This window comes from Roseateles hydrophilus (genome assembly GCF_026712245.1).
Classification (GTDB): Bacteria; Pseudomonadota; Gammaproteobacteria; order Burkholderiales; family Burkholderiaceae_C; genus Pelomonas; species Pelomonas hydrophilus.
Genome location: NZ_JAPPUY010000001.1, coordinates 321,795 through 347,902 on the forward strand (window position 1 = coordinate 321,795; position 26,108 = coordinate 347,902).

At 69.5% G+C, this 26,108-nt stretch carries 28 protein-coding genes; 6 read left to right on the plus strand and 22 right to left on the minus strand.

The window, feature by feature from the left end; all coding sequences use genetic code 11:
• Window positions 1-3: 3 nt before the first annotated feature.
• From fliN to fliF, 9 genes are all read right to left on the minus strand, one after another.
• Window positions 4-450, minus strand: coding sequence for a flagellar motor switch protein FliN (gene fliN, locus NYO99_RS01405; protein ID WP_268165315.1), 447 nt, complete (start codon window positions 448-450; stop codon window positions 4-6).
• Complete coding sequence (gene fliM / locus NYO99_RS01410) at window positions 440-1,444, minus strand: flagellar motor switch protein FliM (RefSeq protein WP_268165316.1); 1,005 nt, start codon at window positions 1,442-1,444, stop codon at window positions 440-442. The genes fliN and fliM overlap by 11 nt, the downstream gene beginning before the upstream one ends.
• A 91-nt stretch (window positions 1,445-1,535) precedes the next feature.
• Window positions 1,536-2,135, minus strand: a complete 600-nt coding sequence (locus NYO99_RS01415) for a flagellar basal body-associated FliL family protein (protein ID WP_268165317.1) — start codon at window positions 2,133-2,135, stop codon at window positions 1,536-1,538.
• 156 nt (window positions 2,136-2,291) lie between these two features.
• A complete protein-coding gene (locus NYO99_RS01420) occupies window positions 2,292-3,497 on the minus strand; it encodes a flagellar hook-length control protein FliK (protein WP_268165318.1) in 1,206 nt (401 codons plus the stop codon).
• 4 nt (window positions 3,498-3,501) lie between these two features.
• The gene (gene fliJ, locus NYO99_RS01425; RefSeq protein ID WP_268165319.1) at window positions 3,502-3,957 is read right to left on the minus strand and encodes a flagellar export protein FliJ; all 456 of its coding nucleotides are present in this window, start codon (window positions 3,955-3,957) and stop codon (window positions 3,502-3,504) included.
• Window positions 3,958-4,030: 73 nt separating this feature from the next.
• Window positions 4,031-5,458, minus strand: coding sequence for a flagellar protein export ATPase FliI (gene fliI, locus NYO99_RS01430; protein ID WP_268165320.1), 1,428 nt, complete (start codon window positions 5,456-5,458; stop codon window positions 4,031-4,033).
• Entirely contained in the window at window positions 5,455-6,231 is a 777-nt protein-coding gene (locus NYO99_RS01435; RefSeq protein ID WP_268165321.1) for a FliH/SctL family protein, read from the minus strand. Before NYO99_RS01435 ends, fliI begins: the two co-directional genes overlap by 4 nt.
• A gap of 168 nt (window positions 6,232-6,399) precedes the next feature.
• Window positions 6,400-7,395, minus strand: a complete 996-nt coding sequence (gene fliG / locus NYO99_RS01440) for a flagellar motor switch protein FliG (protein WP_268165322.1) — start codon at window positions 7,393-7,395, stop codon at window positions 6,400-6,402.
• A 134-nt stretch (window positions 7,396-7,529) separates the two neighbouring features.
• Window positions 7,530-9,236: a flagellar basal-body MS-ring/collar protein FliF gene (gene fliF / locus NYO99_RS01445; protein ID WP_268165323.1), complete on the minus strand. Its 1,707-nt coding sequence runs from the start codon at window positions 9,234-9,236 to the stop codon at window positions 7,530-7,532.
• A gap of 153 nt (window positions 9,237-9,389) precedes the next feature.
• On the opposite strand from fliF, the gene fliE reads away from it, so the two are divergent.
• Window positions 9,390-9,716, plus strand: coding sequence for a flagellar hook-basal body complex protein FliE (fliE, locus tag NYO99_RS01450; RefSeq protein ID WP_268165324.1), 327 nt, complete (start codon window positions 9,390-9,392; stop codon window positions 9,714-9,716).
• Between the two features lie 17 nt (window positions 9,717-9,733).
• On the opposite strand, the gene NYO99_RS01455 is transcribed toward fliE, so the two are convergent.
• The 10 genes from NYO99_RS01455 to NYO99_RS01500 all read right to left on the minus strand — a co-directional run bounded on the left by NYO99_RS01455 (window position 9,734) and on the right by NYO99_RS01500 (window position 19,174).
• Entirely contained in the window at window positions 9,734-10,876 is a 1,143-nt protein-coding gene (locus NYO99_RS01455) for a substrate-binding periplasmic protein (RefSeq protein WP_268165325.1), read from the minus strand.
• A gap of 5 nt (window positions 10,877-10,881) precedes the next feature.
• A complete protein-coding gene (locus tag NYO99_RS01460; RefSeq protein ID WP_268165326.1) occupies window positions 10,882-12,120 on the minus strand; it encodes a hypothetical protein in 1,239 nt (412 codons plus the stop codon).
• A gap of 62 nt (window positions 12,121-12,182) precedes the next feature.
• Window positions 12,183-12,692 (minus strand): pilus assembly FimT family protein, encoded by a 510-nt coding sequence (locus tag NYO99_RS01465; RefSeq protein WP_268165327.1) that lies wholly within the window; start codon window positions 12,690-12,692, stop codon window positions 12,183-12,185.
• Window positions 12,689-13,420: a flagellar brake protein gene (locus tag NYO99_RS01470; protein ID WP_268165328.1), complete on the minus strand. Its 732-nt coding sequence runs from the start codon at window positions 13,418-13,420 to the stop codon at window positions 12,689-12,691. Before NYO99_RS01470 ends, NYO99_RS01465 begins: the two co-directional genes overlap by 4 nt.
• An 84-nt stretch (window positions 13,421-13,504) precedes the next feature.
• Window positions 13,505-13,804: a flagellar protein FliT gene (locus tag NYO99_RS01475; RefSeq protein WP_268165329.1), complete on the minus strand. Its 300-nt coding sequence runs from the start codon at window positions 13,802-13,804 to the stop codon at window positions 13,505-13,507.
• A gap of 32 nt (window positions 13,805-13,836) precedes the next feature.
• The gene (gene fliS, locus NYO99_RS01480) at window positions 13,837-14,271 is read right to left on the minus strand and encodes a flagellar export chaperone FliS (protein ID WP_268165330.1); all 435 of its coding nucleotides are present in this window, start codon (window positions 14,269-14,271) and stop codon (window positions 13,837-13,839) included.
• Between the two features lie 172 nt (window positions 14,272-14,443).
• Complete coding sequence (gene fliD / locus NYO99_RS01485) at window positions 14,444-15,880, minus strand: flagellar filament capping protein FliD (RefSeq protein ID WP_268165331.1); 1,437 nt, start codon at window positions 15,878-15,880, stop codon at window positions 14,444-14,446.
• Window positions 15,881-15,969: 89 nt separating this feature from the next.
• Window positions 15,970-16,956 carry a flagellin N-terminal helical domain-containing protein gene (locus tag NYO99_RS01490; RefSeq protein ID WP_268165332.1) on the minus strand — a complete coding sequence of 329 codons (987 nt, stop codon included), beginning with the start codon at window positions 16,954-16,956 and terminating at the stop codon, window positions 15,970-15,972.
• 245 nt (window positions 16,957-17,201) lie between these two features.
• Entirely contained in the window at window positions 17,202-18,074 is an 873-nt protein-coding gene (locus NYO99_RS01495) for a flagellin N-terminal helical domain-containing protein (protein WP_268165333.1), read from the minus strand.
• 233 nt (window positions 18,075-18,307) lie between these two features.
• On the minus strand, window positions 18,308-19,174 hold the full coding sequence (locus NYO99_RS01500) for a flagellin N-terminal helical domain-containing protein (protein WP_268165334.1): 867 nt from the start codon (window positions 19,172-19,174) through the stop codon (window positions 18,308-18,310).
• A 437-nt stretch (window positions 19,175-19,611) separates the two neighbouring features.
• Between NYO99_RS01500 and NYO99_RS01505 the strand changes: the two genes are divergently transcribed.
• The 3 genes from NYO99_RS01505 to flhC all read left to right on the plus strand — a co-directional run bounded on the left by NYO99_RS01505 (window position 19,612) and on the right by flhC (window position 21,253).
• Window positions 19,612-20,076, plus strand: a complete 465-nt coding sequence (locus NYO99_RS01505) for a hypothetical protein (protein ID WP_268165335.1) — start codon at window positions 19,612-19,614, stop codon at window positions 20,074-20,076.
• 243 nt (window positions 20,077-20,319) lie between these two features.
• The gene (gene flhD / locus NYO99_RS01510; RefSeq protein WP_088482043.1) at window positions 20,320-20,640 is read left to right on the plus strand and encodes a flagellar transcriptional regulator FlhD; all 321 of its coding nucleotides are present in this window, start codon (window positions 20,320-20,322) and stop codon (window positions 20,638-20,640) included.
• Between the two features lie 76 nt (window positions 20,641-20,716).
• Window positions 20,717-21,253: a flagellar transcriptional regulator FlhC gene (gene flhC, locus NYO99_RS01515; protein ID WP_268165336.1), complete on the plus strand. Its 537-nt coding sequence runs from the start codon at window positions 20,717-20,719 to the stop codon at window positions 21,251-21,253.
• On the opposite strand, the gene NYO99_RS01520 is transcribed toward flhC, so the two are convergent.
• From NYO99_RS01520 to NYO99_RS01530, 3 genes are read right to left on the minus strand one after another with little or no spacing between them, the layout of a single operon-like run.
• Window positions 21,254-22,813, minus strand: a complete 1,560-nt coding sequence (locus NYO99_RS01520) for an O-linked N-acetylglucosamine transferase, SPINDLY family protein (protein WP_268165337.1) — start codon at window positions 22,811-22,813, stop codon at window positions 21,254-21,256.
• Entirely contained in the window at window positions 22,810-23,481 is a 672-nt protein-coding gene (locus NYO99_RS01525; protein WP_268165338.1) for a class I SAM-dependent methyltransferase, read from the minus strand. Before NYO99_RS01525 ends, NYO99_RS01520 begins: the two co-directional genes overlap by 4 nt.
• On the minus strand, window positions 23,478-24,119 hold the full coding sequence (locus tag NYO99_RS01530) for a glycosyltransferase family 32 protein (RefSeq protein ID WP_268165339.1): 642 nt from the start codon (window positions 24,117-24,119) through the stop codon (window positions 23,478-23,480). Before NYO99_RS01530 ends, NYO99_RS01525 begins: the two co-directional genes overlap by 4 nt.
• A gap of 131 nt (window positions 24,120-24,250) precedes the next feature.
• On the opposite strand from NYO99_RS01530, the gene NYO99_RS01535 reads away from it, so the two are divergent.
• Complete coding sequence (locus tag NYO99_RS01535) at window positions 24,251-25,309, plus strand: glycosyltransferase family 2 protein (RefSeq protein ID WP_268165340.1); 1,059 nt, start codon at window positions 24,251-24,253, stop codon at window positions 25,307-25,309.
• The gene (locus NYO99_RS01540; RefSeq protein WP_268166441.1) at window positions 25,306-26,085 is read left to right on the plus strand and encodes a class I SAM-dependent methyltransferase; all 780 of its coding nucleotides are present in this window, start codon (window positions 25,306-25,308) and stop codon (window positions 26,083-26,085) included. The genes NYO99_RS01535 and NYO99_RS01540 overlap by 4 nt, the downstream gene beginning before the upstream one ends.
• Window positions 26,086-26,108 lie beyond the last annotated feature (23 nt).

Here is a 26,108-nt window from a genome sequence, read left to right on the forward strand (position 1 = left end):
TTGCTATGCCGCCTTGCTGAGGCGGCGCATGCGCTCGGACGGTGTGACGATGTCCGTCAGACGGATGCCGAACTTGTCGTTCACGACGACCACCTCGCCCTGGGCGATCAGGTAGCCGTTGACCAGCACGTCCATGGGCTCGCCGGCTAGCGCGTCCAGCTCGACGACGGAGCCCTGCGCCAGTTGCAGGATGTTCTTGATCGGGATGCGCGTGCGGCCCAGTTCCACGGTCAGCTGGACGGGGATGTCCAGGATCATGTTGATGTCGCCCGCCGGGCCCGCCGCCGAGGTGGGGGCGAAGTTGGCGAAGCTGGGCGTGGACACCTGCTCCGGCGCCACCTCGGCCACCTGGGTGGCGGCCGGCGCCGCGGACGAGGCCTCGGCCAGCGCCGCCGCCCATTCGGCCGCCATCGCGTCCTGTTCTTCTTGGCTGGGGGAATCAGGGCTCATGTTTGGCTCCCAACCAACTCTCCTGCGAGCTGGTCAGCATCTTGTCGATCTTGAGGGCGTAGCGACCGTTGGAGGTGCCGTAGTGGCACTGGAAGATCGGCACGCCGTCCACCTTGGTCTGGATCACGGGCTCCAGGTCCAACTCGATGAAGTCGCCGGGCTTGAAGGCCAGCAACTGCTCCACCGTGGCCGGCGCCGTGCCCAGCTCGGCCACCAGCTCCACCTCGGCGGCCTGGATCTGGTTCTTCATCAGGTTGATCCAGCGGCGGTCGGGCTCGGCGGAGTCGCCGACCGTCGTCGAGTACAGCACGTCGCGGATGGGCTCCAGCGTGGAGTACGGGATGCAGAAGTAGATGGTGCCGCTGGTCTCGCCGATCTCCAGCGTGAACGAGGTCGACACGACGATCTCGCTGGGCGTGGCGATGTTGGCGAACTGGGGCTGCATCTCCGAGCGCTGGTATTCCAGCTCCAGCGGATAGATGCCCTTCCAGGCCTTGTGGTACTCGGCGAGGATGACCTCGACGATGCGCGTGATCACGCGCTGCTCGGTGGGCGAGAAGTCGCGGCCCTCGATGCGCGCGTGGAACTTGCCGATGCCGCCGAACAGGCTGTCGATGACGGCGAACACCAGCGTCGGGTCGCAGACGATCAGCCCGCTGCCGCGCAGCGGCTTCACCGACACGATGTTGAAGTTGGTCGGGACGACGATCTCGCGCAGGAAGGCGCTGTACTTCTGCACCTTGATGCCGCCGATGGCGACTTCCGGGCTCTTGCGGATGAAGTTGAACAGCCCGACGCGGATGTTGCGCGCGAACCGCTCGTTGATGATCTCCATCGTGGGCATGCGCCCACGGACGATGCGTTCCTGGCTGGCGAGGTTGTACTCGCGTATGCCGCCAACCTGCTCCTCCTCCTGCTCGAGCTTCTGGCTCTCGCCGGTGATGCCCTGCAGCAGGGCATCGACTTCGTCCTGGGAAAGGATCTGCTGGTTCATGACGGATCTCCCGCCACACCGTCACGCTGCGGCGCGTGGGCGCACACGCCCCCGGGCAGGGCGTGGTGGACGGTGGGTGCGGTGGCAGGCATCACTGCACGATGAAGTTGGAGAACAACACCTGGTTGATCGGGCTGACGACGGCGGCGCGGCGCTTCTTCTTTTTCTTCTTGGGCGCGTCGGCCTCTTCTTCCTCGTCCTCGTCGTCCAGCTCGATGCCCATCGGGCGCACGGACTCGCGCATGATGTCGCGCGCCAGCTTTTCCTTGCCCTCGCGCGTCAGCAGTTCGGTGGCGGTCTTGTGCGACAGCACCATCAGGATGTTGCTGCGGATGGCCGGCATGTAGGCCTTGAGCTGCTCAGCGAACTTGGGGTCGTCCACCTCCAGCGTCACGCCGATCTGCGCGAAGCGGTCCACGTCCTTGTCGGCCAGGTTGACGGTGAACGGGTCCAGCGGCACGAAGGTCGGCGGCTTGTCGCTCTTGGGCTTGGCCGCCACGGCCTTGGGCGCCGCGGGTTCGGCGTGCTCGGCGCCTTCCTCGCCCTCGGCGGCGGGCTTCTTCTTCAGCAGCATGAATGCCGCACCGCCCCCGACCAGCACGAGAACCAGCACTGCAGCCAGGATGATGATCAGCTTTTTGCTGCCGCCCCCTTTGGGCGCGGCCTCTTCGGCAGCCGGCGCATTCGCCATGAGAACTCCTTGGAACAGATGCTTGCCGCGAAGTTGCGGCCACTCTGCGTCGGATTATTGACGTCGCCCCCTGTGGCCAAGCATGGATTAGCTCAAGCGATGCGTTGTTATTCCGGGTTCCGAGGCACCGTTCACAGCCGCCTCGGCGCCGTGGGCTCAGGCGAAGGTGTCGAGCAGGCCGGTCGTGCGTCGGGCCGGCGCTGCGGCAGACGCCGGCTCGCCGGCCGCGCCGCCGGGGCCCGCGCCGCGCGTTTCGCCCATCGTGCCCGCTTCACCGCGCGCCTGGCCGGCTGACCCGTCGCCCGAGGACTGCTGGAACACGCCGCCGCCGGACAGCGTCAAGCCCTGACCCTGCAGCGCCGCCGCCAGCTCGGGCAGGCTCTGCTCCAGCACGGCCCGCGTTTCCGCCTGGGCTGCGTGGAAGGACACCAGCGCCTGGCTGCCGTCCACCGTGATCTGTACGGATACCGGGCCCATCTCCGCCGGGTTGAGCTGCAGTTCGGCGCGCTGCACGCCGTCAACCGCCAGCAGGCTGACCCGCGCGCCCAGCTCCGGCGCGAAGGCCGCGCCATGCAGCGGGGCTTGCACCCCAGCCTGCACGGGCGCTGCCGCCACCTCGGCCGCCAGCGCGGGGGAGGGCAGGGCCTGGGCCAGCATCGCGGCGAAGCCCGTGGTGGGGGTGCCCGCCGTCAGTGGCGTGGCTGCGGCCGTCTCGGTGCCCAGCGGGGCCGCGGTCATGCTGGCTGCGGGCAGCGCGGTATCGGTCGTGGTGTCGGGCCGCGCCTGAGCGGCACGCGGGTTGCTGCGCACATCGGCCGGCTCGGTACCCGCTGGGGTGCGTGCATCGCTGCCGATCGCGGCGCCCCGCGCCGTGCTGCGGCTGGCCGTGTCCTCATCTGCGCTGGCAGCGACGCGGCCGCGCGGCGTGGCGGGCCGGGGCAGGGCGTCGGCAGGCTGGGTGTTCAGGCCCAGCAGCTGGGTGAACTCCTTCAGCTCGGGCGTGTCCGGCAGGGAGTCTTCGTCCGTGGCCACGGTGTCCGTCGTCGAGGGCTCGGTGACGGCCTCGGTGCGGGCGTCGGCCTTGGCGGGTTCCGCGCTGCGGCTTGGCGTTGCCGGCCGGGCGGGCTGGGTCGGGCGGCGGGTTGCCGTGGCCTGGGCGCTTCGGTCCGTCTCGGGTGCTGACTCGGCCGATGACTCGGGCGCCGCGGTCGCGTCCGTCGTGGCCTCGGGCGGGGCGGCCTGCACGGTCAGGAACTGCGCAAAGCTGGGCACACCAGCCGTCGCGGGCTGGGCGGCGGGGGCCGGGGCGGCCGCAGGCGGTGCGGCGGGCTTGGGCGGCAGGGCTTGGGCGGTGGTGATCATGGCGTCACGCGTGGGCGTTGCGGCGCAGATGGGCGCGGGCGGCGAACTCGTCGCTGGCGCGCTGCTCGCGGCGCTGGGCCAGCTTGGCCGCTTCGGCCTGGCGCCGCGCGATGAGCTGGCGCAGCGCCGCGACGCGCAGTTCGGCCTGGCGCAGCGCCTCGCGGGCACGCACCTGGCGTTGGTCGGCGTGGGCGGCCACGTGGCCCTGCGTGTCCACCGCCTGGTTCAGGCGCTGGCCGAAGTTCTGGTAGCAGCCGACCAGGCTCATCGTGGTGCCTTGGGCGAAGGTCTGCGTCCAGCGTTGGCGGTACTCCTCGCGGTAGCCGGCCAGTTGGCCATGCTGGTCGCGCGCGGCCTGGGCCTGCAGCCCGGCGGCATGCAGGGCGCGGGCGGCGGCGTCGCGCTCGCCTTCGGCCTGCTCCAGCAGCAGGCTCAGCGTGTCGGTCGCGGTTGCACTCATCTAGGACTCCAGCCCGGCGCCCGGCCCGGACGGCCAGACGCTCAATCGTTATCGGCAGGCGCCGCCCCAAGGTTTAGGCGCCCTGGACCACGGCCTGCAACTGGCTGACGCTGGCGTGAAGAAGTGCCGGGCTGTGCATGTCCTGCTGCAGCAGCCGCGTCATGTCGGCATGCAGGCGCACGGCCAGGTCCAGCTCGGGGTCTGCGCCCGGGGCGTAGGCACCGAGCTGGATCAGGTCGCGGGCCTTGTTGTATTTCGCCAGAAGTTGGCGGAAGCGACGGGCGGAATCGACCTGGTTTTGGGGTGCAACACTGGTCATCACCCGCGAGATGGAGCGCTCGATGTCGATGGCGGGGTAGTGCCCGGCCTCGGCCAGCTCGCGGCTCAGCACGATGTGCCCGTCCAGGATGCCGCGTGCCGCGTCGGCAATCGGGTCTTGCGGGTCGTCGCCCTCGGTCAGCACGGTGTAGAAGGCCGTGATGGAGCCCTCGCCCGGAAGGCCGTTGCCGCTGCGCTCCACCAGCTGCGGCAGCTTGGCGAAGCAGCTCGGCGGGTAGCCCTTGGTGGCGGGGGGCTCGCCGATGGCCAGCGCAATCTCGCGCTGGGCCATCGCGTAGCGGGTCAGGCTGTCCATCAGCAGCAGCACGTGCTGGCCCTGGTCGCGGAAGTACTCGGCGATGGCCGTCGCGTAGTGCGCGCCCTGCATGCGCATCAGCGGCGGGGCGTCGGCCGGCGCGGCGACGACGACGCTGCGCTTGAGCCCCTGCTCGCCGAGGATGTCCTCGATGAACTCCTTCACCTCGCGGCCGCGCTCGCCGATCAGGCCGACGACGATGACGTCGGCCTGCGTGTAGCGGGCCATCATGCCCAGCAGCACCGATTTGCCCACGCCCGTGCCGGCGAACAGGCCCAGGCGCTGGCCGCGCCCGACGGTCAGCATCGCGTTGATGGCGCGCACGCCGGTGTCCAGCGGGCGGCGCACCGGGTCGCGATCCATCGCATTGATGGGGCGGCGGATCATGGGCTCGTTGTGGATGTCCGTCAGCTCGCCGCCGCGGTCCAGCGGGTGGCCATGCGGGTCCACCACGCGGCCCAGCAGGCCGGGGCCCATGGGCAGGTGCAGGCCGCGGTCCTCGCCGCGGCGCCACGGGTGCAGCGGCTGGCCCAGCTGGGGCGCCAGCGGCGGCAGGTGGCGCGGCACGACCGTGGCGCCGCTGGACAGGCCCTGCACCTCGTCGGTGGGCATCAGGTAGGCGCGGTCACCGGAGAAGCCGACGACCTCGGCGTTCACCGGCGCCAGGCCGCGGCGCGGCGTGTTGCCGCTGCTGGGCATCTGGATGCGGCACACCGAACCCAGCGGCACCTTGATGCCCGTGGCCTCCAGCACCAGGCCGGCCACACGCACCAGCTTGCCCTGGGACTCCAGCGGCGCGGCATTGCCGGCCAGGGTTTCGAGGTCGGCCAGGTAGCGCTGCCAGCGCTCGGTGCGCGCGGACGTCATTCGTGCTCCGCCCGGCGGTCTTCCCAGATGGACTGCTGGCCGATGGCGGAGACGGCCTGCTGCCACCGGGCGGCGATGGTGGCGTCGACGCTGGCGATGTCGGCGTCCACCTTGACGCCGCCGCGCGCCACATCGGCGTCAGGCACCAGCTGGGCCTCGCGGGCTTGCAGCTCCTGGCCGGCGCCGTCCTGCACCAGCGGGAAGTCGTCGGGGTGCACGCGCACGCGCACGTGGCGCGCACTCAGCTGCAAGGCCTCGACCGCGTCATGGGCGACGCGGGCGATCAGCTCGGGCCGCTGCGCCAGCTCGCTGCGCACCACCTGGCGGGCGAGCTCCACGGCAATGCGGGCGACGGACTGGGCCATGTCGCCCTCCAGCGCCTGCATCTCCGCGTCGAAGCCCTGCACCAGCGCGCCGAGCTGCTGGCTCATCTGCTTGGCAAAGCTTTGCTTGAAGGCCTCCAGCGCGGCCATGCCGTCGCGGTAGCCGTCCTGGTAGCCGCTCTGGCGGGCGGCATGCAGCTGCTCGTGCAGGCTGGGCTCGGGGGGCGGCGGCGGTTCCACGGGTGCTGCAGCGCTGGGGGCGGGCGGCTGTGCGGCGCCCGGGCGCATGGGCGCGAACGGCGAGGCCGGCGGGCTGCCCAGGTTGTCCAGGTTCCAGGCCTTGGCGCCCTGGATCTCCTCGCCGGGAATGAAGCGGGCGTAGCTGCCCCGGCGCTCGCCTTCGCGGCGGTCGGGCGGGGGCACTTGGCGGGGAGGTTGTCGCGTGGCCATGTCAATCGTTCTTGCGATGCAATTCGGGCCGAGCGCCGGGCCGCTCCCAAGCCGGCCCGCCATGGCGATGTGCGTGCGGCTCGATGCCGCGCGCATCGCCGTCCCCTCGGGGGACCGGCCAGGAACGCCCGCGTTCAGCGGCGCGAGACTGGACGAGGGGCTTCATGTTCAAACGAACTGGTCGTCGCCGCCGCCCGCCAGCACGATCTGGCCCTCGTCCACCAGCCGGCGCACGATCTTGAGCATTTCCTTCTGCTCGGCCTCCACCTCGGACAGCCGCACGGGGCCGCGGCTCTCCAGATCCTCGCGCAGCGTTTCGGCCGCGCGGCTGGACATGTTGCGGAAGATCTTCTCGCGCAGGTCGGCGCTGGCGCCCTTGAGGGCCACGACGAGGCTCTCGCTCTGCACTTCCTTGAGCATGGCCTGGATGCCCTTGTCGTCGATCTTGTTCACGTCGTCGAACGTGAACATGTTGTCCATGATCTTCTGGGCCAGGTCGGCGTCGGCTTCGCGGATGTAGTCCAGCACCGAGGCCTCCACGCTGGAGCCCATCATGTTGATGATCTCGGCCGCCGTCTTGGCGCCGCCCAGCGAGCTCTTCTTCATGCGCTCACCGCCGGCCAGGATCTGGCTCATGACCTCGTTGAGGTCCTTCAGCGCGGTGGGCTGGATGCCGTCCAGCGTGGCGATGCGGATCAGCACCTCGTTGCGGCCGCGCTCGGTGAACAGCTTGAGCACGGAGCTGGTCTGGTCGAAGTCCAGGTGGGCCAGGATGGCCGCGATGATCTGCGGGTGCTCGTTGCGCAGCAGCTCGGCCACGGAGGCCGCGTCCATCCACTTCAGGCTCTCGATGGAGGACACGTCGCTGCCTTGCAGGATGCGATCCAGCAGCAAGTTGGCCTTGTCCTCGCCCAACGCCTTGCGCAGCACGGCGCGCACGTACTCGTCGGTGTCGGTGACCAGCGTGCTGTGCTGATCGGCCACCGAGTCGAACTTGTCGAGCACCTCCTCGACCTGGGCGCGCTTGATGACCTTGAGCTTGGCGATGGTCTCGCCCAGCGCCTGCACCTCCTTGGGCGACAGGTGCTTGAAGACCTCGCTGGCTTCTTCCTCGCCCAGCGACATCAACAGGATTGCAGCGTTTTCCAGGCCTTTGTCGTCCATGATCAAACCTCAAACACGCCAAGCGCCATGGCGATGTGCGAGCGGGGCACGCCCCGCGCGCATCGCCGCCCCCTCGGGGGGCCGGCCAGGCTTGCCCGCGTTCAGCAGGGCAAGAGTGGACGAGGGGCTCATGCTCACGCTGCCTGCCCGTCCATCCAGTCGCGCATGATGTTCGCGACCGCCAGCGGATTGTCGCGCGCCAGCGCCCGGGCGCGGTCGAGTTTGTCGTTGTGCAGCGGTGCTTCCAGCTGAGGCATGCCCTCGACGCCGGGCAGCAGGCCCGGCTCGTCGACGACCTCGTCGACGGTTTCCGGCTTGGGCTCCTCGGGCACCGGGATGGGCGCGGCCGCCTTGATGGCCGGGCGGATCATGCCGAACACCGCGATCAGCGCGACGGCCACGACGGCCAGCGGCACGATGGCGCTGCGGGCGATGTCGAGCACCCACGGCTGCTGCCACAGCGGCACTTCCACCGGCTCGGTCTTGTCGACGATGAAGGGCGCGCTGATGACCTTGACCGAGTCGCCGCGGTCCGCGTTGAAGCCCATGGCCTCCTTGACGAGATCGGTCAGTCGCGTGATTTCCTCGGCCGGCACCGGCTGCGTGGTCGTCTTGCCTTTGGCGTCGGTCACCGAGCGGTGGTTGACGACGATGGCCGCGTTCAGCCGCTTCACGTTACCCACCGCGCCGCGCGTGACGCGCACGGTCTTGTCCAGCTCGTAGTTGGTGACCTGTTCCTTGCGGCTGCTGTTCAGCCCCCCGCCGCCCTGGGCCGCCTGCAGCGGTGCGCTGGCGCCGTTGACGGGCGCTGTGGCCGGCACCGGCGGCTGGTTGGTGGCCGCGCCCGGCACGCCCGTGGGCGGGGCGGCATTGGCGTTGGTGCTTTCGCTGTTCTGGTTGGAGCGCACGGCGGCCTGTGCATTGGGTCCCTGGTTGGGCCGGTACTCCTCGGCGGTGGCCTCGGTCTGCGAGAAGTCCACATCGGCGGTCACCGTGGCGCGCAGGTTGTCGCGGCCCACCACGGGCTCCAGCAGTTCGAAGATGCGCTTGTTGAAGCCGGCCTCGACCTGCTGCTTGTAGAGCAGTTGCTGCGTGTCCAGGCCCGAGGCGGGGTCAGCGCCGGTCTGCGAGATGAGCGCGCCGGTCTGGTCGAGCACGCTGACGGCCTTGGGGCTGAGCTCGGGCACGGCGCTGGACACCAGATGCACGATGCCGGCCACCTGGCTGCGATCCAGCGCGCGGCCGCCGCGCAGCGTCAGCACGACCGAGGCGCTGGGCTTTTGCTGCTCGCGGAAGAAGCCGTTCTGCTGCGGCATGGCCAGGTGCACGCGGGCATCGGCCACGTCGTTGGTGGTCTTGATGGAGTGGGCCAGCTCGCCCTCCAGGCCGCGCTGAAAGTTCAGCCGCTCGGCGAACTGGGTCTGGCCGATGGAGGACTTGTCCATCAGCTCGAAGCCCGGCGCGCTGCCACTGGCACCACCGGCCCCGCCCTTGGGCAGGCCTTGCGCGGCCAGCTTCATGCGCAGCTCATACACCTGGCCGGCCGGCACGAGGATGGTGCCGCCGGCCTCGTGCTTGTAGGGCACGTTCATGGCCGACAGCTGCGTGATGACGGCGCCGCCGTCCTTGTCGGTCAGCCCGGTGAACAGCGGGCGGTAGTCGCCTTGGGCCGACCACAGCGTGATGGCCAGCACCGCGCCCGCCAGGGCCACCAGGCCGGCGCCCATCGTCAGCTTGCTGCGCAGCGGCAGCCCGCCCAGCCGCTGCACGAAGCTGGGCGGCTCGACCGGCGCGATCAGGGCCGGGGCGGTGGCTGCGGGGGCGCTCAGGGCGTTGTCCATCGGAGGCAGGGCGGAAGAAGAGGGCAGGCCGGGAGGCCCGGCGATGGCGCAAATTATTTGAGGCCGCCCCCCTCAAGAAAGCGCCGAAGTAGCCGACCACGCCCGCGCATCTCCGCGCTTCGCACCGCCGGCTTGCTGCCACAGTGCCGCTCCATGGACATGAAGCTGCGCCCCTTTGACTTTGCCCAGGCCGCCGCCCGCGCGGGCCTGGCGGTCAACGGCACGCCGCTGGCGCCCAAGCCGGCCGCGACAACCGGCGCCAGCTTCGGCGACGCGATGACGCAGGCGCTGAAGAACGTCAGTGCCCAGCAGCGCGAGGCCAGCCGGCTGCAGCGCGAGGTGCAGCTGGACAACCCCACTGTCAGCCTCGAAGAGACCATGGTGGCCATGCAGAAGGCGCAGATCGGCTTCCAGGCCACGCTGCAGGTGCGCAACCGGCTCGTCTCGGCCTACTCCGAGATCATGAACATGCAGATCTGACCGCCGCGTCGCCGGGCTCAGGGCATGTAGATCACCCGCAGGCTGGCGTCCACCTGGCTCAGCGGCAGGAAGCCGATGCTGTTGGTGTGGCGCAGCAGGTGGCTTTTCAGGGATTCGGCGTCGCGCAGCTCCAGCGGCGGCGTGCGGCGACCGCCGAACTGCTGGCCGGCCCAGCTGCTGCGGTACTGACCGGCGCTGATCTGCAGCACGGCTTGCAGGAACTGCTGGCGCTGCGGGCCACCCGTCATCAGCGGCGCCGCCGGCTGGCCGGGCTCCAGTTGCACGCGTTGGCCGGTGTAGAGCTCGCTCAACTGCTGGCGCGTGATGCGCCGCAGGCTGCTTTGCGTGGACACCACGACGGCGAGCGGTGGCTGGGTGTGGGCGGTCAGCAATTGCTCGATGCGACCGCGCTGTTGCAGCTGCTCCAGCGCCTCCAGCACCAGCCGCGGGTCGAGGCGTGCGCGTGCGGAAACCGCGCAGCGGTAGGCGATGTTGCCCACCGCCAGCCGCCACGGGTCGACCGCGGCGAGTGCCTCGGCCTCGGCGTGCCAGCTCAGGGTTTGGCGGCTCAGCAGCCCGTAGGGGTGGCGGTTGAGGCTGAGCTTGCGCAGCAGTCGGTCCTCGCTGAGTGCGTCATCGCGGCGCAGGTGGCCTTCGCTGAACAGGGGGTCCAGCGGTGCATAGGTCTGGCCCTGCAGCGTGCCCACCACCGTGCCGGCAGGCAGCTGTGCCGCGGCATCCACCGGCGCAGCCTGGACATGGCCGACCAGCATCAGGTTGAGCTCGAACAGCGGCGCACTCCAGCGCAGGCTGCTTTCTGCACGGGGGCTGGGCTGCAGGTTGCAGGCGAGATCGGCCTCGCCGTGCTCCAGCGCGGCCTCGATGCGCGCGCGCGGCAGCGCCTGCAGCTCGACCCGTGTGCGCAACTGCTCAGCGAGCGCGCGCACGAGCGCCAGGTCCAGGCCCTCCACGGGCACGCCGTCGCGCCAGATGACAAAGGGCGCCGACAAGGACTGCGACACCACGACGCGCAGCGGCGGCGGGCTTGCGGGCTCGGCCGCACTCACGCCGCCGACCCAGGCCGCCAGCGTCAGCAGCGCAGCCAGTGAACGAGCGCCGGGCGAGCGGCGCAGCCAGGGAGCCAGGTGATGCGGTCTCATGGCGTTCAGAACACGAAGTCCAGACTGAGGCTGAGCATGCGCACCCGCCCGTCCCAGGCGAGGCCGGGGCCGAGTTCGATGTCACCGCCGCGCGGCGTGCTGCGGTCCCGCAGTGCCTGCCAGTGTTCGGCCTGGGCCTTCAGCGCCACGCCGTCAAACAGGTCCCAGCGCAGCCCCGCCAGCAGGATGCGGCGATCGAACGGCGATTGCAGGCTGCGGTCCAGCAGGTCCAGGCGAGGCTGCAGCGTGGCCGCCGCGCCGGCGGTGGCCTGCAGTTGCAGCGGCTTCTCGTGGAAGCGGGTTTCGCCGACGGCGGCATAGGGCGTCCAGTCGCCATGCCGCTTGGCGAGCTGCACATACCAGCCGGTGGCCTCGGGGGAGAACACCGAGTTGCCGCCGCGCCGCGTCAGTTCGGCGGTGACGTTGTAGGCCCCCGGTGTCCAGACCAGCGCCAGCGTCGCCAGCCCGCCGCGCACGCCGTGTGTGGCCGCGCGCGCGCCCAGGCGCTCCGCACAGTTGCTGCAGCCACTGTCGGGCTGCGTCAGCGCCGCGAAGTCGCGCGCGAGCGTGGCATCCTCGATGTTGAAGCGAAAGCTGGCGGCGCCGGCTCGCAGCGCCAGCGCGCCGCGCTGCCAGCGCAGCGCCGCCATGTAGGAGGCCCGCACATCAATGCGGCCGCGGCTGAGCGTGATGTGGTTGCGGCCGCTGGCCAGGTCCAGCAGCAGATTGCCGCCCCAGGCATGGCCGGCCCAGGTCAGCGTCAGCGCATCGGTCGGGTTGCTGGCGTTGAGGCTGTACACGGCGGGCATGGGGCGCAGCGCCGTGTGCGCATAGCCAACCTTGGTGTTCTCGGACGCGAGCAGCAGCGGCAAGGGCTGTCGGCCAACGCGCAGCCGCCAATCCGGGCTCAGCTGCCAGCCGACGTAGAGCCAGTGGGTGGCCGGGCGGAAGCGCCGGCCCAACTCGTCGCTGGCCTGCACCTGCCAGACGGCCTCGGTGCTGTCGCTGGCCGGCAGGCGCACCTGCAGGCCGAGCACGCTGTCGCCGTCGGCGCGCCAGTGGCCGTCCCGTGAATGGCGCGGGTTGCGCGTGCCCGGCGCCACCGCCGCCACCGGGTCGTCGCCCTGGTAGGCCGCCATGCTGCCGAAACCGGCCACCTCCACCGGAGGAAGTTCGACGGCGTGGGCTGATGCCAGCGCCGTGCTGAGTCCGACGGCCAGTCCAAGTCCCGACAAGAGATTCAAGCCGTGTCTCCGTCAACGCCCGTGGTGAAGTGACGCGCCAACTGATTCTAGGCAGCAGGCCGTCAGCAGCCGGCCTTGCGTGCGTCCGTACCGCAGATGGCTGGGCGGCCCAGCGGGTTCAGGTCGATGTGCAGCTGCTGGTTGCGGTCGTTGGAGATGCCGATGCGCGTCCAGTCCAAGGCGCGTCCCATCCCGGCCTGGAAGATGACGCTCTTGCCGGACTGCAGCAGGGTGGCCTTGTGATCGTGCCAGGACACGCCGCCCAGCTCGCAGCGCGGTGCGCCGGTGGCGCAGTCACAGGGCAGGTCGCGGCTGACGCCCCAGCACCACTGCGGGCCGCTCTGGAAGCTGACAACCAGGTTGCGGTTCTCGGTGACGCTGAGCTCGCGGGCACGGCGCAGGTCCATCTCCAGCAATTCGGCCACGTGGCGCAGCTTCTGCCGCGCCAGATGGGACGTGTAGCTCGGCACGGCGGCGGCCAGCAGGATGGCCAGCACCACCATCGTGGCGACCACCTCGAGGAGCGTGAAGCCGCGCGGCGTGGCACAGCGTTGGCGGCGGCGCGGGCTCATGCGTCGAGCTTCAGCAGCCGGCGGCGCTTTTGTGTCTGGTCGACGTAGACCTGCAGCGCGCGCGTCGCGGCGGCGTCAAGGTCGACGAAGGCGCAGCCCATCTGTTGAGTGCCGCTGGCGTCACCCGCGATGGCGCTGGCATGGTGGGGCACAACTGCCACGCGCAGCCCGGTGAGGCGATCCAACTCCAGCACCAGGCCGGTGGCGGTGTGGCCCAGCGGCAGCGGCGGCTCCCCCGGCGGCACGGCGAGAGCGAGGCCGCCGATGCTGAGGTCCAGCACCCGCAGCGCGCGGCCCGGCGCGTCGCCGCCGGGCAGCACGACGCGCGGGTAGACGCTGCCGGCCGGTTGCACGCGGAAGGCCTGTCGGCGCTGGAAACGGTAAAGGCGGGTGGGCAGTGCAGCGCGCAGCACGGCGCCGTGCGCGCCGCTGACGAGCACGGCCTCATCAAGTTCGAACTGGAGCTTGACTGCACCCAGGTACGCGACGGCGGTGATTTCTCCACCAGCCACCAGCGCCTGGCTGATGCCCTCGGGGTCGGCGCCGATCTCCAGAGCTAGCATGCCGACGGCGGCGTCCAGCGTCGTGATGCGGCTGGCCAGGCTCTGGCTCGGCGGGCCGCTCAGCAGCACGGTGGCGGTCTCGCGCTGCAATTGACTCAGGTAGGCCGTGATCTCGGCCGGCGCGGCGACGCGGAATTCTTCTGGGGCAGCTTCTGGGGCGCTCATGCGCGAGATGGTAGTGCCGCCGCCGCGCATGCGGGACGAGTGGCGGCGCGCGGGGCGGGCGGCTTGGCTTGTCCGAGCCTGGGCTCAGTGCACCATGCGGCTGTTGCCTTTGAGCACGTGATCCAGATCCTCGAGCCAGGGCTCGGCGAGGTGGCGGATCTCGGCGTCATTGAGCAGGATGCGCTGCATGATGCGCGTCTTGAGCTGGGACTCGCCGGCATTGAGCTGGTTGTGATGGGCCGCCGCCTTGAGCTGCGAGATCAGCAGCACGCAGGCGCCTTCCAGCTTGACGACCTCGTCCCAGTTGCCGGTGCGGGCCGCGGTGAGCATGTCGGCGCTGGCCTGCTCGATGGCCTCGTAGTAGTTCAGCAGTTCGGAGTTCATGGCAGGTACCGGAGGTTCTGTGGAGGAGACGCTCAGGCGGCGCGGGCCGTCGGGGCACCGGTGGCGGCGGGGCTCTGGCCGATGGCGGTCCAGGCTTCACGCACGGGGCTCAGCAGGCGCTGGCACTCCTCAATGGCGCTGATGTCGCTGCGCAGGTTGGCCTGGGTCAGCCGCGTGCAGACGTAGCCGTACAGGTCGCGCAGGTCGGTGGCGAGTTGGCCGGCCGACATGTCCAGCCCGGCACGCAAGCCCTCGTCGAGGATGCGCACGGCGCGCGACAGTGCGCGGCCCTTGAGCTCGACATTGCCCATCTGGATGGCTTGCGTGGCCTGGGCCATCGCGTCGAACACGCCGTCGAACAGCATGGCCACCAGGCGGTGCGGGCTCGCGGCCTGCACGTCGGTCTCCAGGCCCACCTTGGCATAGAGGGTGGCGCGCTGGTTGCGGGCCGAGAAGGGGGAGGACATGTTGCCGTACATGGTGTCGGGGGGAAGAGTCGTCGCGTTGACTGTTTTTCGGCCGCTGCCCGGCTGAACTTGAGCCGGCTTTCGTGCGAACTCCACCGGTCTGCGCGGTCAATTCCCGGGGCACCATGAAAAACGGCGACCCTTGGTCGCCGTTTTCATTCGCGAGCCCCGCTCACTCGCTGCTGCTGCTGAGGTTGGCCATCTGCTGCGTGACGTAGGCCGACAGGCTGTTGAGCTTGCTCATCTGCGTGTCCAGCAACGAGTAGCGCGCCCGCAGCCGGGCCTCGGTGGAGGCTACGCGGTCCTCGAGCTTGTCGATGCTCTTGTTGCTGTTGTCGATGAGTTTTTGCAGCCCCGCTTGGCGCGAGGTGACCCGGCCGTCGGCGCTCAAGGCGCCATCCACGTAGCTGCGGATGCGCTGCGCGAAGCCGTCGTTGCTGCTGTTGGTGCCGTCCAGGCCCATGAACAGCTTCTTGAGGCTGTCCAGGTCGCTCAGCGCGGTGTTGAGCTTGGCATCCGTGGTCTTGAGGTTGCCGTCGCTGCCCGCCTCCAGGCCGATTTGTGCCAGGCGGCCAATGCTGCCCGCCAGCGACGTGGTGCCGCCGATGATGTTGCGAAGCTGGTTCTGCAGGCCCACGGCAGTGGCGTCGCCCTGCAGCGGGCCGGAGGTTTTGCTGCTGGCGTCGTACTTCGTCTGCTCGCGCAGCAGCGCGTTGACTGCGTTGTAGGCGGCGGTGAAGTCGGTGATGAGCTTCTTGATGGAGTCCTTGTCCTGGCTCACCGCGACACTGGCGGGAATGGTGGACGTCTTGAGCAGCGTGATGTTGAGGCCGTCGATGGCTTCTCGCAGCGAGTTGGTCTCGGAGCTGATTTCGATGCCGTTGATCAGCGCGCGGGCGTTTTGGGCGGGCAGCGTCTGGATCAGCGAGGTGACGCCGACGCGCGGGTCGTAGCCCAGGTCGGTCAGGCCGCCCGTGGCCTCGATGCGGAAGGCGTTGGTTTCGCCACTGGTGCTGGAGCGCAGCGTCAGTCGCGCGCCACTGGCGTCGTTGACGATGGACGCGGTAACGCCTGCGCCGGCGGCATTGATGGCGTCGCGGATACCGGCGAGCGTGTCCTGGCCGGCGCCGACGTTGACGGTGATGGGCGTGGCACCGGCCTTGTCGGTGAAGCCGGTGTAGGTCGGAGGATCGCCACCGTCCGTCGTCCACTTGCCCAGCGTGATGGTCAGGCTGCCCTGGCCCACGGTGGTGGTGGCGCTGGCCACTGCATTGCTGCTGACCAAGGTCTGCGATTGCGCGAGCGCGTCGACCTTGACCGACACGGTGCCGATGGCCGCGCTGGAGCCAGCCGTGACCGACACCAGCGTCGGGTCGCTGGATGTGGCCAACGAGCCGGACCAACTGGCCGGCGTGGTGAGCCGCGAGGCTGCGTCGCGCAACGTCGACAGGGCGCTTTGCACCTTGCCGTAGGACGACAGCTCGGTTTTCAGGCCGTCGATCCGCGTGTTGAGCTGGGTGATGGGGGTGCGCTCGGCAGCGACGAGCTTGCTCACCAGCGACTCGATGTCGAGGCCGCTGCCGATGCCGGCGGAGCTGATGGTTGCCATGCTGCTAGATGTGAAAAGGCCGATATGCCAAAGGGCTATCGGCCGGATTTTCCGGAACTTTAGGCCCCGGGTGGAATTTTTTCAGTCGATCAGCGTTGCAGCAGCGACAGCACCTGCTGGGGCAACTGATTCGCCTGCGCCACCATGGCATTGCCGGCCTGTTGCAGGATCTGCGCGCGGCTCATGTTGGAGGTTTCCTGCGCGAAGTCAGCGTCCATGATGCGGGAGCGCGCCGAGGTCTGATTCTCCACGGCCACCTGCAGGTTGGAGATGACGGCGTCGAAGCGGTTCTGTGTCGCACCGAAGGTGGAGCGGGCCAGGTTGACCTGCGCCAGCGCGAAGTCGATGAACTGCACGGCGACGAGCGGGTCACCCTCGTCGCCGGCGGCGCCGGTCAGGGCCGGAGGGCCGCCCGCCGCAGCGAAGTCGACGGCAGCAGTAGGGGGCGCGCCGGCGGTGCCACTGCCCGCGGCGCCGAGGATGTTGATCTTGGCCGTGTTGACGGCGGATTCCAGCGCGCCGTTGTTGCCGGTGGGCGTGCCGGTGGTGCCGGCCGTCGTGTCGAGGATGTCGCTCTGCGTGATGACGATCTGGTCGTCGGCCGTCGCGTTGGCGCCGACCTGGAAGCTGAACGAGGCACTCGTGCCGCCGGTGAAGCCGCTCAGGATGGGCGAGCCGTTGAAGTTGGTGTTGCGCACCAGCCGGCCGATTTCCGTCTGCAGCTGCGTGAACTCGTTGTTCAGCGCCGCGCGGTCCTGGGTGTTGTTGGTGCCGTTGGCCGCCTGCACCGCCAGCTCACGCATGCGCTGCAGCATGTCGCCGACTTTGCCGAGCGAGCCTTCAGCCGTCTGCGCCAGCGAGATGCCGTCGTTGGCGTTGCGCACCGCGACGTTCATGCCGCGAACCTGGGTGTTCATGCGCTCGGCGATGGCCAGGCCGGCAGCATCGTCCTTGGCCGAATTGACGCGCAGGCCGGAAGACAGCCGCTGCATGGACGTCGACAGCGACGACTGCGAGGCGTTCAGGTTCCGCTGGGCGTTCAGCGAGACGATGTTGGTGTTGATGGTCTGGGGCATTGAAGCACTCCTCGGAATTCAATCCGGACCGAATGGAACGTCGATCCGATGGGCTGAATTCTGGAAGTGCATGCCGGTGGCAAAAGCCCGATCAACGGGTCAAACCACGGCCAATCAAGACCTCTGCCTGTCCGCGCGGGGACGGGGTGTCGGGGTGCGGGAGGGGGTGTCTGCCACCGCGCCGGGCGGCCCGGCGGCGGTGGCAGTCGCCTCGTCGAAAGGGCGTTGCCGCCCGGGATGCCTGCTTAGCCTCGCAGCAGGGCCAGCACCTGCTGCGGCAACTGGTTGGCCTGGGCCACCATGGTGTTGCCGGCCTGCTGCAGGATCTGTGCGCGGCTCAGGTTGGCCGTTTCCTGCGCGAAGTCGGCATCCATGATGCGGCTGCGCGACGCGCTCTGGTTCTCCACGGCCACCTGCAGGTTGGAGATCACCGCATCGAACCGGTTCTGCGACGCGCCCAGCGTGGCGCGCTCGCCGTTGACCTTGTCCAGCGCCAGGTCGATGTTGGTGATGACGGTGTCGATGGAGGCTTCCGTGCCGGCGGCTGCCGTGATCACGGCGCGACCCTGGCCGGTGTTGTCGGTGCCGGCCACAACGGTGATTACCGCGTCCGTCGTCATGTCGGTCGTGACGATGTCGATGCGGTCATTGGCCGTCACGTTCGCGCCGACCTGGAAGGTCTGCGTGCCCGCATCGGCGGTGGCCAGCACGGCCTTGCCGTTGAAGGTGGTGCCGCCCAGCACGCGCTGGATTTCCTTGGCCAGCTCGCCGAATTCCTTGTCCAGCGATTCGCGGTCGGCGCTGGTGTTGGTGGCGTTGCGGGCCTGCACGGCGAGTTCACGCATGCGCTGCAGCGAGTCGCCGACCTTGGACAGCGCGCCTTCGGCCGTCTGCGCCAGCGAGATGCCGTCGTTGGCATTGCGGATGGCAACCTGCGAGCCGCGCACCTGCGCATTCATGCGCTCGGCGATGGCCAGGCCGGCCGCATCGTCCTTGGCCGAATTGACACGCATGCCCGAAGACAGGCGCTGCATGGACACGGCCAGGGACGACTGCGACATGGCCGTGTTGCGCTGTGCATTCAGCGAGGCCAGGTTGGTATTGATGACTTGGGGCATGTTCAATCCTTTCGTTGACGAGGCGTCTGCTACGTAGTCCTCGACTGAATCGCGAACCCGTTGAGATGCTTATCGTCTTGACGATGGATTGACTTGAATCCTTTTTGCACGCGGCCCTAAAAGCGCCGCCCGCTGTGGGGCGGAGCGGCGTTCAAGGAGCTTGTGCTGGTGGCGTGAGGACTTCCGTCTTCAGCGTGGACGTTTCACTCAGGGCCAGCGGAGCTGGCCCGGCGTCATCGAAGCAAGGACAGGACTTGCGATGGAATCTGATTCGCCTGGGCGATCATCGCGTTGCCCGCCTGCTGCAGGATGTTGGCTCGAGAGAGGTTGGCGGTTTCCTGCGCGAAGTCAGCATCGGTGATGCGGCTCTTCGCAGCGCTCTGGTTCTCCACCGAGATCTGCAGGTTGGAGATGACCTGGTCCAGCCGGTTCTGCGAAGCACCCAGCGTGGCGCGCTCGCCGTTGACCTTGTCGATGGCCGTGTCGATGTTGGTGATCACGGTGTCGATGGCCGACTCCGAGCCTGCGGCGGCGGTGATGACAGCACGGCTGGCGCCGGTGTTGTCCGTGCCGGCCACGGCGGTGAGCGTGGACTCGGTGGTCATGTTGGTCGTGGCCACATCGATGCGGTCGTTGCTGGTCACGTTGGCGCCGACCTGGAAGGTCTGCGTGCCCGAGTCGCCCGCCAGCACGGCGCGGCCGTTGAAGGTCGTGCCGCCCAGCACGCGCTGGATTTCCTTGGCCAGTTCGCCGAATTCCTTGTCCAGCGATTCGCGGTCAGCGCTGGTGTTGGTGGCGTTGCGGGACTGCACCGCCAGTTCACGCATGCGCTGCAGCGAGTCGCCCACCTTGGCCAGCGCGCCTTCGGCCGTCTGCGCCAGCGAGATGCCGTCGTTGGCGTTGCGGATGGCGACGTTGGAGCCGCGCACCTGCGCGTTCAGACGTTCAGAGATGGCCAGACCGGCGGCGTCGTCCTTGGCGGAGTTGACGCGCAGGCCGGAGGACAGGCGCTGCAGAGACGTCGACAGCGAAGACTGTGACGTATTCAGATTGCGCTGCGCATTGAGCGACAGCAGATTGGTATTGATGACCGAGGCCATGATGCGCTTCCTTTTCGGTGACAGAGAACCCGGCAACAGCGCCGGACGAAGACCCAGGTGCCCGGGTGCGGCACCCGTGCTGTCCGCCTGAGACGACCTTGCGGCCGCCCCTGACGGCGACGCCCGACGCTGTTGGCCAGGAGGACGCGTCGCCCCCCGAGAGAGACCCCGCTTCCTCCGGCGTTCCAGCCGGACCACGGAACTGTTTTCAGCGCCGTTGCTTTGGCTATCGGTGCGGGGTGGATGTTTCTTTAGGTCGATTTGTCAAGAGCGTGATCTTTTGAATAAAAGGGCGTGCAACGGCTTGTTCTTCGGATGGGCGGTCGGCGCGGGAAGCGCGCCCCAAAAGCACGGCTTTTCATGAGATCGGCGCGCCGTTCGGTTCCTAAAGTGCGGCTCAACCCGGCCGAACCCCTGCGCCGGCCTGGAGTCCCGCCATGCGAGCCCCCTCTGCCTCCACCCGCAAGAGCAAGAACGTCCACCGCCCGGTCGCGGCGCCCAGCAACGACCCCAAGCTGCTGCTGGCCCGCGCGCGCAACGCCGCGTTCGCCGAGGCAGCCAAGGGCAACCTGGGCGGCGGTCTGGGCCTGCTCTACAACGCGCTGCAGGACGAGCCCATGAGCCACGACCTGCTGGCCGACATGGCGGCGCTGCTTCTCGCGGCCGGCAAGCTGGAGCACGCGGCGGCCTACGCCGAGCGCGCGCTGCAAGCCTGCCCGCTGCACGGCCCCAGCCTCTACACGCTGGCGTTCTCGCTGTCGGGCCGGGGCGAGGTGGATCGCGCGATCGGCGTGCTGACCGAACTGCAGCACGGCGCTGGCCGGGACAGCCTGCAGGCCGAGGCGCCGGAGCTGGTGCCGGTGGCCATGATCGAGCTGGAGCGCCTGCGCCGGGCGCGCTGACATTCCCTCTCACGCGCGCGATTCACCTGACACCGCGCCACACACCGCCGAGGCCCCGCAGCGAAAGCTGCGGGGCCTCGGTGTTTTCAGGCCCGACGCGCGTGTAGGAATTTGCCTGACAAGCACTTCCTGCCAGGGTGACGCGGGGCACCGACTACGCCTGATATCAGTGGAAAAGAGGCTTCAACACAATCCGTTTCACTGATCCGCAACGCCCACCCAACTCTGAAACGGAGCCCCGCCATGAACGCTGACCAAATGCTCGCTGAGATCCGTGAAGCCAACCTGTCCTACCTGATGCTGGCCCAGAGCCTTATCCGTGCAGACCGTGAGCAGGCGCTCTACCGCCTGGGCATCAGCGAGGAGACGGCGACCCTCATCAGCACGCTCAGCCCCGCACAGATCATGAAGATCGCCGCCGGCAACACGCTGCTGTGCGCCTTCCGCATGAGCGACGACCTGGTGTGGGGTCTGCTGACCAACCACAGCAAGCCGGGCGCCAACGAAAGCGTCAGCCGCCTGCATGCGTCCATCCTGATGGCGGGTCGCCACGAACACGCCTGACCTGTTGATCGCCGGCAGGCGCCGCGCTTGCCCGCAAGACCGAATACCGAACTCATCCCGATTCCAGGAGCCCACCATGCGCGTCAAGAGCATCCTCACCGAAGCCAAGCAGATCGAACGTGCCGTTCAGCTGATCCACCTCGGTGCGCGCCTGCAGGTGCTGGAGTCCGAGACCGACCTGTCCTACGAGCGCCTGCTGCGTCTCTATAAGGAAGTGAGCGGCAAGTCGCCGTCCAAGGGCCAGCTGCCGTTTTCGACCGACTGGTTCATGACCTGGCAGCCCAACATCCACGCCAGCCTGTTTCTCAACATCCACGAGTACCTGAACAAGGCGGCTGAGATGGACGAGATCGACACCGTCATCAAGGCCTACCAGCTCTACCAGGAGCAGACGCAGGCGCAGGGTCTGGAGGCCATGCTGTCCGTGACCCGTGCGTGGCGCCTGGTGAAGTTCGTCGACAACGGCATGTTGACGCTGACCAAGTGCTCCAAGTGCAACGGCCAGTTCGTCACCCACCCGCACGAGGTGGCGCGCCACTTCATCTGCGGCCTGTGCAACCCGCCCGCCCGCGCCGGCAAGGGCCGTGCGCAGGGCTCCATCCAGATGCACTGATCAGGCTGCGGGCAGGGCCTGCGGCGGCAGCCCCGCCAGCGCACGCGCCCACATGCGCTCGTAGAGCGCCTCCAGGTCGCGCGCGAAGCGCGTCGTGTCGTACAGCGCTGCAGGACGCGACCGGATCTGTTCACGCAAAGCCTGGCGCGCTGCGGCATCCCGCCCCAGCGCGTCGATGCGCTGCACGTAGTCAGCGGCGCTTTGCGTGATGCAGTTCTCCAACCCGGCGGCGGTCAGGATGCTGGCCGCCACGCGGCCGGGGAAGCTGTCGTTCATCAGCGTCACCACCGGCACGCCGGCCGCCAGCGCATCGCTGGTGGTCGTGTGGCCGTTGCAGGGCCAGCTGTCCAGCGCCAGGTCGGCGACCTGCAGGCGCGCCAGGTGCTTGTCCATGCCCACCGGCGGCGCAAACACCAGGCGGCCGGCCAGGTCGCCCGCCGCCTCGCGCAGCCGCGCGTCGGCCTGCTCGCCGCCGCTGAGCTGCCAGAGCTGGGCCTCGGGCAGGCGGCGCAGTACGTCCATCCACGCCGCCCACAGCGGCGGCGTGACCTTGTAGGGCGCATTCGCCGCCAGCAGCACCAGCGCGTCGTCCCGCAGCCCCAGGGCGGCGCGCGTCGGTGCCGGGCCGGGCGTGCGCTGGCGGTCCTGCGGCTGGTAGCAGTGCGGCAGCTGGGCGATGCACTCGCGGTAGTCGGCGGCGTGGGCCAGCGGCGTGACGACCGGGTCGCCGATCACATAGTCGATGAAGCTGGCGCCGCTGGTGCCGGGAAAGCCCAGCCAGCTCACCTGCACGGGCGCCGGCCGGCAGGCGAGGGCGGCCATGCGGCTGCCGGCGGTGTGGCCCTTCAGGTCCACGAGGATGTCGATCTCGTCGGCACGGATGCGTCGGGCCAGCGCCGCCAGATCCAGGTCGCCCACCTCGACCAGGGCCCCGCTGGCTGCGATGCGCTGCCGCAGCGCCGAGCCGTCGTCAGGCCCGTGCGAGTACAGCCGGATGTCGAAGCGCTCGCGGTCGTGGCTTTCCAGCAGGTCCACGATCAGCGCGGCCGTGGCATGGGCTTGGAAGTCGGCCGACAGGTAGCCCACGCGCAGGCGCTCACGCGGCGTGGGCGTGCGGGCGGGCAGCGGCTGCAGGCCGCGCGCCAGGTGGCGGCTCGCCAGCGCGGCGGACTTCAGCAGCTCGGCGCGCGCGTGTGCCAGGCCCACCAGCGCGAACGGCATGCCGAACTCATCGTCGGCCGTGTCGGGCTTGGCAGCGAGTGCGGCGCGCAGCGCGGCGAGGTCGGCGTCCAGTTGGGACCAGTCGGCCGCCTTCTGTGTGGCGTGCACCAGATAGCCCTGGGCCATCACGCTGCCGGGCTCCAGCAGCGCGGGCGTGCGAAAGGCCTCGGCCGCCTGGTCATGCAGGCCCAGGGCCTGCAAGGCAAAGCCCAGCTGCAGGTAGGTGGCGGTGTCGGTGGGCGCCAGCGCCAGGGCCTGCATCAGCAGGTCGATGGCGTCGACGGCGCGGCCGGCATGGCGCAGCGCCTCGGCCTCGGTGCGCAGGGTGGCCGGCGTCACTCGGCAGCCGCGGGTGCTGCCGTGCGGCTGGCCACGGCCAGCAGCGACATGCCGTTGAAGAAGAACATGCCGTCCAGCTGCCAGGGCGTGTACTTGCGGATCACGTTGGCCAGTGTGTACGGCGTGTACCAGCAGTTGTGGTCCGGGTGCACGACCTCGACGAAGGTCTGCGCGCCACTGTTGTAGTCGAAGTGCCGGCGAAAGCAGGAGTAGGCATCGGGCACGGTGATGATGTATTGCTCGGCGCCCACGGCATCCAGCTGCTTCAGGAAGCCGCCCACGTCGGGCACATGCTCCAGCACCTCGGGCACCAGCACGGTGTCGTAGCGGTCGGTCACGTCGGCCCAGTCGCTGAAGAGCCGGCCCTTCAGGTGGGGCTGCATCACCGGGAAGACCTCGCCGTGGATGTCGAAGCCGTCGAGCTGGCAGTGTGCGTCCAGCTGCAGGTGCAGCGAGCGTTGCAGGTCGGTGATGGGCCAGTCCACGCAGCCGACGTGCAGCACGCGCTTGTCCGCGCACAGCGCGACGAAGGCGTCCAGCCGCGGCACGCCGACGAAGTCCTCGCCGACCTTGACCTTCTGCACGAAGTACTTCTGATGCGCGTATTCCAGCGGGGAGACGGGCAACTCATCCATGGTCTTGCGCTCCGTGGCGAGGACGGCGCTCATGCGACTTTCCTCTTGTGCAGTTCGTCGTACTTGCCCAGCGTGCTGCCCCATTCCTGCGCGGCAAACACCGGGCCGCCGCCGGTGTACTCCAGGCCGGTGAAGTGACGCGGGATGAAGAAGTGGCTGGGCCAGATGGTCAGGTTGGCATAGCGCTGCATGCGCACCTGCTCGGTCAGCAGCAGCGGCCCGACGCTCTGCCAGGCCATGCGGTCGACCACGGTGATTTCCTTCTGCAGGTCCAGGATGATCTGGCCGAAGAAGGGGTTCTCGGGCACGGAGGCCACATAGCCGGCGGCGATCAGGCCGGGGCGGATGAGCTCGTTCTCCCAGCAGGCGCAGGCCTCGCCCTCGAACAGCCAGGGCTCCAGCGGGCGCTTGCAGATGCTGTCGGCATCCACGACGAAGCCGCCCTCGTGATACAGGATCTCCCAGCGCATCAGGTCGGCCACGCCGTTGAGCTCGCGCTTGGCCATCTCGCGCATGTGGCCGGCGTTGATCCAGCCGTAGTTCGCCAGCTCGTCGTTGCCCCAGACGCGCACCGTCCAGTCGGGGTTGTGCTGGCGCCAGGTGTCTATGCAGTTGTCGGGGCGCTTGGATTCGTCGCCCACCCAGATCACGTGCAGGGTGCGGGGGATCATGAGAGAGCCTCGCGGACGGTGGAAATGGCGTGACTCTAGGCCGCCTGCCGCCGGCGCGGTACGCGGTGAAGAGGGGGAAATCCGCCCTTGAAGTCGCCGAGCGGGGCCTTGCGCGTGACCACAATGCCGGCATGACCGTTGTTGTGCGCTGCCGCCTGGCCCTCGTCGTGATCGCCCGCGACGAGGCCGCGCGCATCGGCCGGCTGCTGGATAGCGTGCGGCCGTGGGTGGACGAGATGCTGGTGCTGGACACCGGCTCGCGTGACGACACGGTGCAGGTCGCCCGCTCGCACGGCGCGCGCGTGGCCCGCTTTGCGTGGTGCGACGACTTCTCGGCTGCCCGCAACGAGGCGCTGGCGCTGGCCGGCGCGGACTGGCATCTGGTGCTGGATGCCGACGAGTGGCTGATCGAGGGCGGCGAGGCGCTGCAGGCGCTGCGCGACACACCGCCGTCGTTCGTTGGTGCGTTGCAGCTGCGGGACCGCTTCGACCTCGCGCCCGAGCGCCAGGCCGAGGCTGTCGCCTGGCTGAGCCGTGTGCTGCCCGGCCCGGTGCGCTACGCCGGCCGGGTGCACGAGCAGCCTCAGCACGCGCTGCCGGTGTGCCGGCTACCGCTGGTGGTGGGGCATGACGGCTACGTGGCCGAGCGGCTGGCCCACAAGCGCGGCCGCAACCGGCAGCTGCTGCAGCAGGCGCTTGCCGAGGCGCCGGACGACGCCTACCTCTGGTATCAGCTCGGCAAGGATTGCGCGGTCTACGACGAGCACGACGATGCCGAAGCGGCCTTCGCCCGCGCCTGCGCGCTGCCCGCCGTGGGCGCTGCCCCCTGGTGGCCCGACCTGCTGCCGCGCCGTCTGTTTGCGCTGAAATGCCTGGGGCGCCATGCCGATGCGATGGACTTCGCGAACACGCAGCTGGATGCCGCGGCCGACTCGCCCGATTTCTTCTTCGCCATTGGCGATGTGCTGCTGGACCTGGCAGCCGAGCAGCCGGCGCAGGCGGGCGAGCTGCTGCCCATGATCGAGGCGGCCTGGCAGCGCTGCCTGGCGCTGGGCGAGCGCCCGGAGCAGCCCGGCGCGGTGGCCGGCCGCGGCAGCTTCCTCGCGGCGCACAACCTGGCGCTGGTGCTGGAAGGTACGGGTCGCGCGGCCGAGGCTGCGGAACTGCGCGCGGCGCACCCGTGGCCATGACCACCGTGAGCGCCGGCCTGCGTCGGCTGGTCACGGTCTGGCCCTTGTCGGCCCTGCTGGTGTGGCTGGCTGCCTGGCTCGCCCAGGCGCTGCTGCTGCGGCTGGGCCTGGGGCCGGAGGTCGCGCTCATCGCGGGCGCCGGGCTCGGCGGTGCGCTGGCGCTGCTCTACGCGGCACGCTGGCGGCGCCTGATCGCGGCCCTGGGTTTCCCGCTGTCGACGCTGATGCTGGGCTGGCAGGGTGGGGCGCCCGCGCTCCTGTGGCTGCTGCCGCTGGCGCTGCTGTGGTGGCTGTACCCGCGGCGCAGCTGGAGCGAGGCGCCGCTGTTTCCGACGCCGCGTGGCGCGCTGGCCGGCCTGGCCGAGGCGGCGCCGCTGGCGCCCGGCGCGCGGGTACTGGACGCCGGCTGCGGCACGGGCGACGGCCTGCGCGAGCTGCGGGCGGCCTATCCGCAGGCGGATGTCGAAGGCGTGGAGTGGAGCCGGCCGCTCGCCTGGCTGGCCCGCTGGCGGGCGCGCAGCGCGCGTGTGCGGCGGGGCGACCTGTGGGCCGACGACTGGGCGCCGTTTGCGCTGGTCTATGTGTTCCAGCGGCCCGAGTCCATGCCGCGGGTCTGGGCCAAGGCCTGCGCCGAGATGGCGCCTGGCGCCTGGCTGGTCAGCCTGGACTTCGCGGTGCCCGAGGTGGCGCCCGCCGCGGAGTGGCAGTTGCCGAACGGCCAGTTCGTCCGGGTCTACCGGGTGGCGCGTAATGTTGCGTCAAAGCCCGCCAAATGATGCGTTCAGGGCTGCGCCCGGCG

Coding starts and splice junctions, on each gene's coding strand:
- NYO99_RS01455 (WP_268165325.1), bottom strand. CDS start 10,876: ATGAGACCGCATCACCTGGCTCCCTGGCTGCGCCGCTCGCCCGGCGCT.
- fliJ (WP_268165319.1), bottom strand. CDS start 3,957: ATGAGTGCAACCGCGACCGACACGCTGAGCCTGCTGCTGGAGCAGGCC.
- NYO99_RS01525 (WP_268165338.1), bottom strand. CDS start 23,481: ATGAGCGCCGTCCTCGCCACGGAGCGCAAGACCATGGATGAGTTGCCC.
- fliS (WP_268165330.1), bottom strand. CDS start 14,271: ATGTCCTCCCCCTTCTCGGCCCGCAACCAGCGCGCCACCCTCTATGCC.
- NYO99_RS01470 (WP_268165328.1), bottom strand. CDS start 13,420: ATGAGCGCCCCAGAAGCTGCCCCAGAAGAATTCCGCGTCGCCGCGCCG.
- fliM (WP_268165316.1), bottom strand. CDS start 1,444: ATGAACCAGCAGATCCTTTCCCAGGACGAAGTCGATGCCCTGCTGCAG.
- fliE (WP_268165324.1), top strand. CDS start 9,390: ATGGACATGAAGCTGCGCCCCTTTGACTTTGCCCAGGCCGCCGCCCGC.
- NYO99_RS01505 (WP_268165335.1), top strand. CDS start 19,612: ATGCGAGCCCCCTCTGCCTCCACCCGCAAGAGCAAGAACGTCCACCGC.
- NYO99_RS01465 (WP_268165327.1), bottom strand. CDS start 12,692: ATGAGCCCGCGCCGCCGCCAACGCTGTGCCACGCCGCGCGGCTTCACG.
- NYO99_RS01420 (WP_268165318.1), bottom strand. CDS start 3,497: ATGATCACCACCGCCCAAGCCCTGCCGCCCAAGCCCGCCGCACCGCCT.
- fliG (WP_268165322.1), bottom strand. CDS start 7,395: ATGGACGACAAAGGCCTGGAAAACGCTGCAATCCTGTTGATGTCGCTG.
- NYO99_RS01535 (WP_268165340.1), top strand. CDS start 24,251: ATGACCGTTGTTGTGCGCTGCCGCCTGGCCCTCGTCGTGATCGCCCGC.
- flhC (WP_268165336.1), top strand. CDS start 20,717: ATGCGCGTCAAGAGCATCCTCACCGAAGCCAAGCAGATCGAACGTGCC.
- NYO99_RS01500 (WP_268165334.1), bottom strand. CDS start 19,174: ATGGCCTCGGTCATCAATACCAATCTGCTGTCGCTCAATGCGCAGCGC.
- NYO99_RS01530 (WP_268165339.1), bottom strand. CDS start 24,119: ATGATCCCCCGCACCCTGCACGTGATCTGGGTGGGCGACGAATCCAAG.
- fliF (WP_268165323.1), bottom strand. CDS start 9,236: ATGGACAACGCCCTGAGCGCCCCCGCAGCCACCGCCCCGGCCCTGATC.
- fliD (WP_268165331.1), bottom strand. CDS start 15,880: ATGGCAACCATCAGCTCCGCCGGCATCGGCAGCGGCCTCGACATCGAG.
- NYO99_RS01415 (WP_268165317.1), bottom strand. CDS start 2,135: ATGGCGAATGCGCCGGCTGCCGAAGAGGCCGCGCCCAAAGGGGGCGGC.
- flhD (WP_088482043.1), top strand. CDS start 20,320: ATGAACGCTGACCAAATGCTCGCTGAGATCCGTGAAGCCAACCTGTCC.
- NYO99_RS01435 (WP_268165321.1), bottom strand. CDS start 6,231: ATGGCCACGCGACAACCTCCCCGCCAAGTGCCCCCGCCCGACCGCCGC.
- NYO99_RS01475 (WP_268165329.1), bottom strand. CDS start 13,804: ATGAACTCCGAACTGCTGAACTACTACGAGGCCATCGAGCAGGCCAGC.
- NYO99_RS01495 (WP_268165333.1), bottom strand. CDS start 18,074: ATGCCCCAAGTCATCAATACCAACCTGGCCTCGCTGAATGCACAGCGC.
- fliN (WP_268165315.1), bottom strand. CDS start 450: ATGAGCCCTGATTCCCCCAGCCAAGAAGAACAGGACGCGATGGCGGCC.
- NYO99_RS01490 (WP_268165332.1), bottom strand. CDS start 16,956: ATGCCCCAGACCATCAACACCAACATCGTCTCGCTGAACGCCCAGCGG.
- NYO99_RS01540 (WP_268166441.1), top strand. CDS start 25,306: ATGACCACCGTGAGCGCCGGCCTGCGTCGGCTGGTCACGGTCTGGCCC.
- fliI (WP_268165320.1), bottom strand. CDS start 5,458: ATGACGTCCGCGCGCACCGAGCGCTGGCAGCGCTACCTGGCCGACCTC.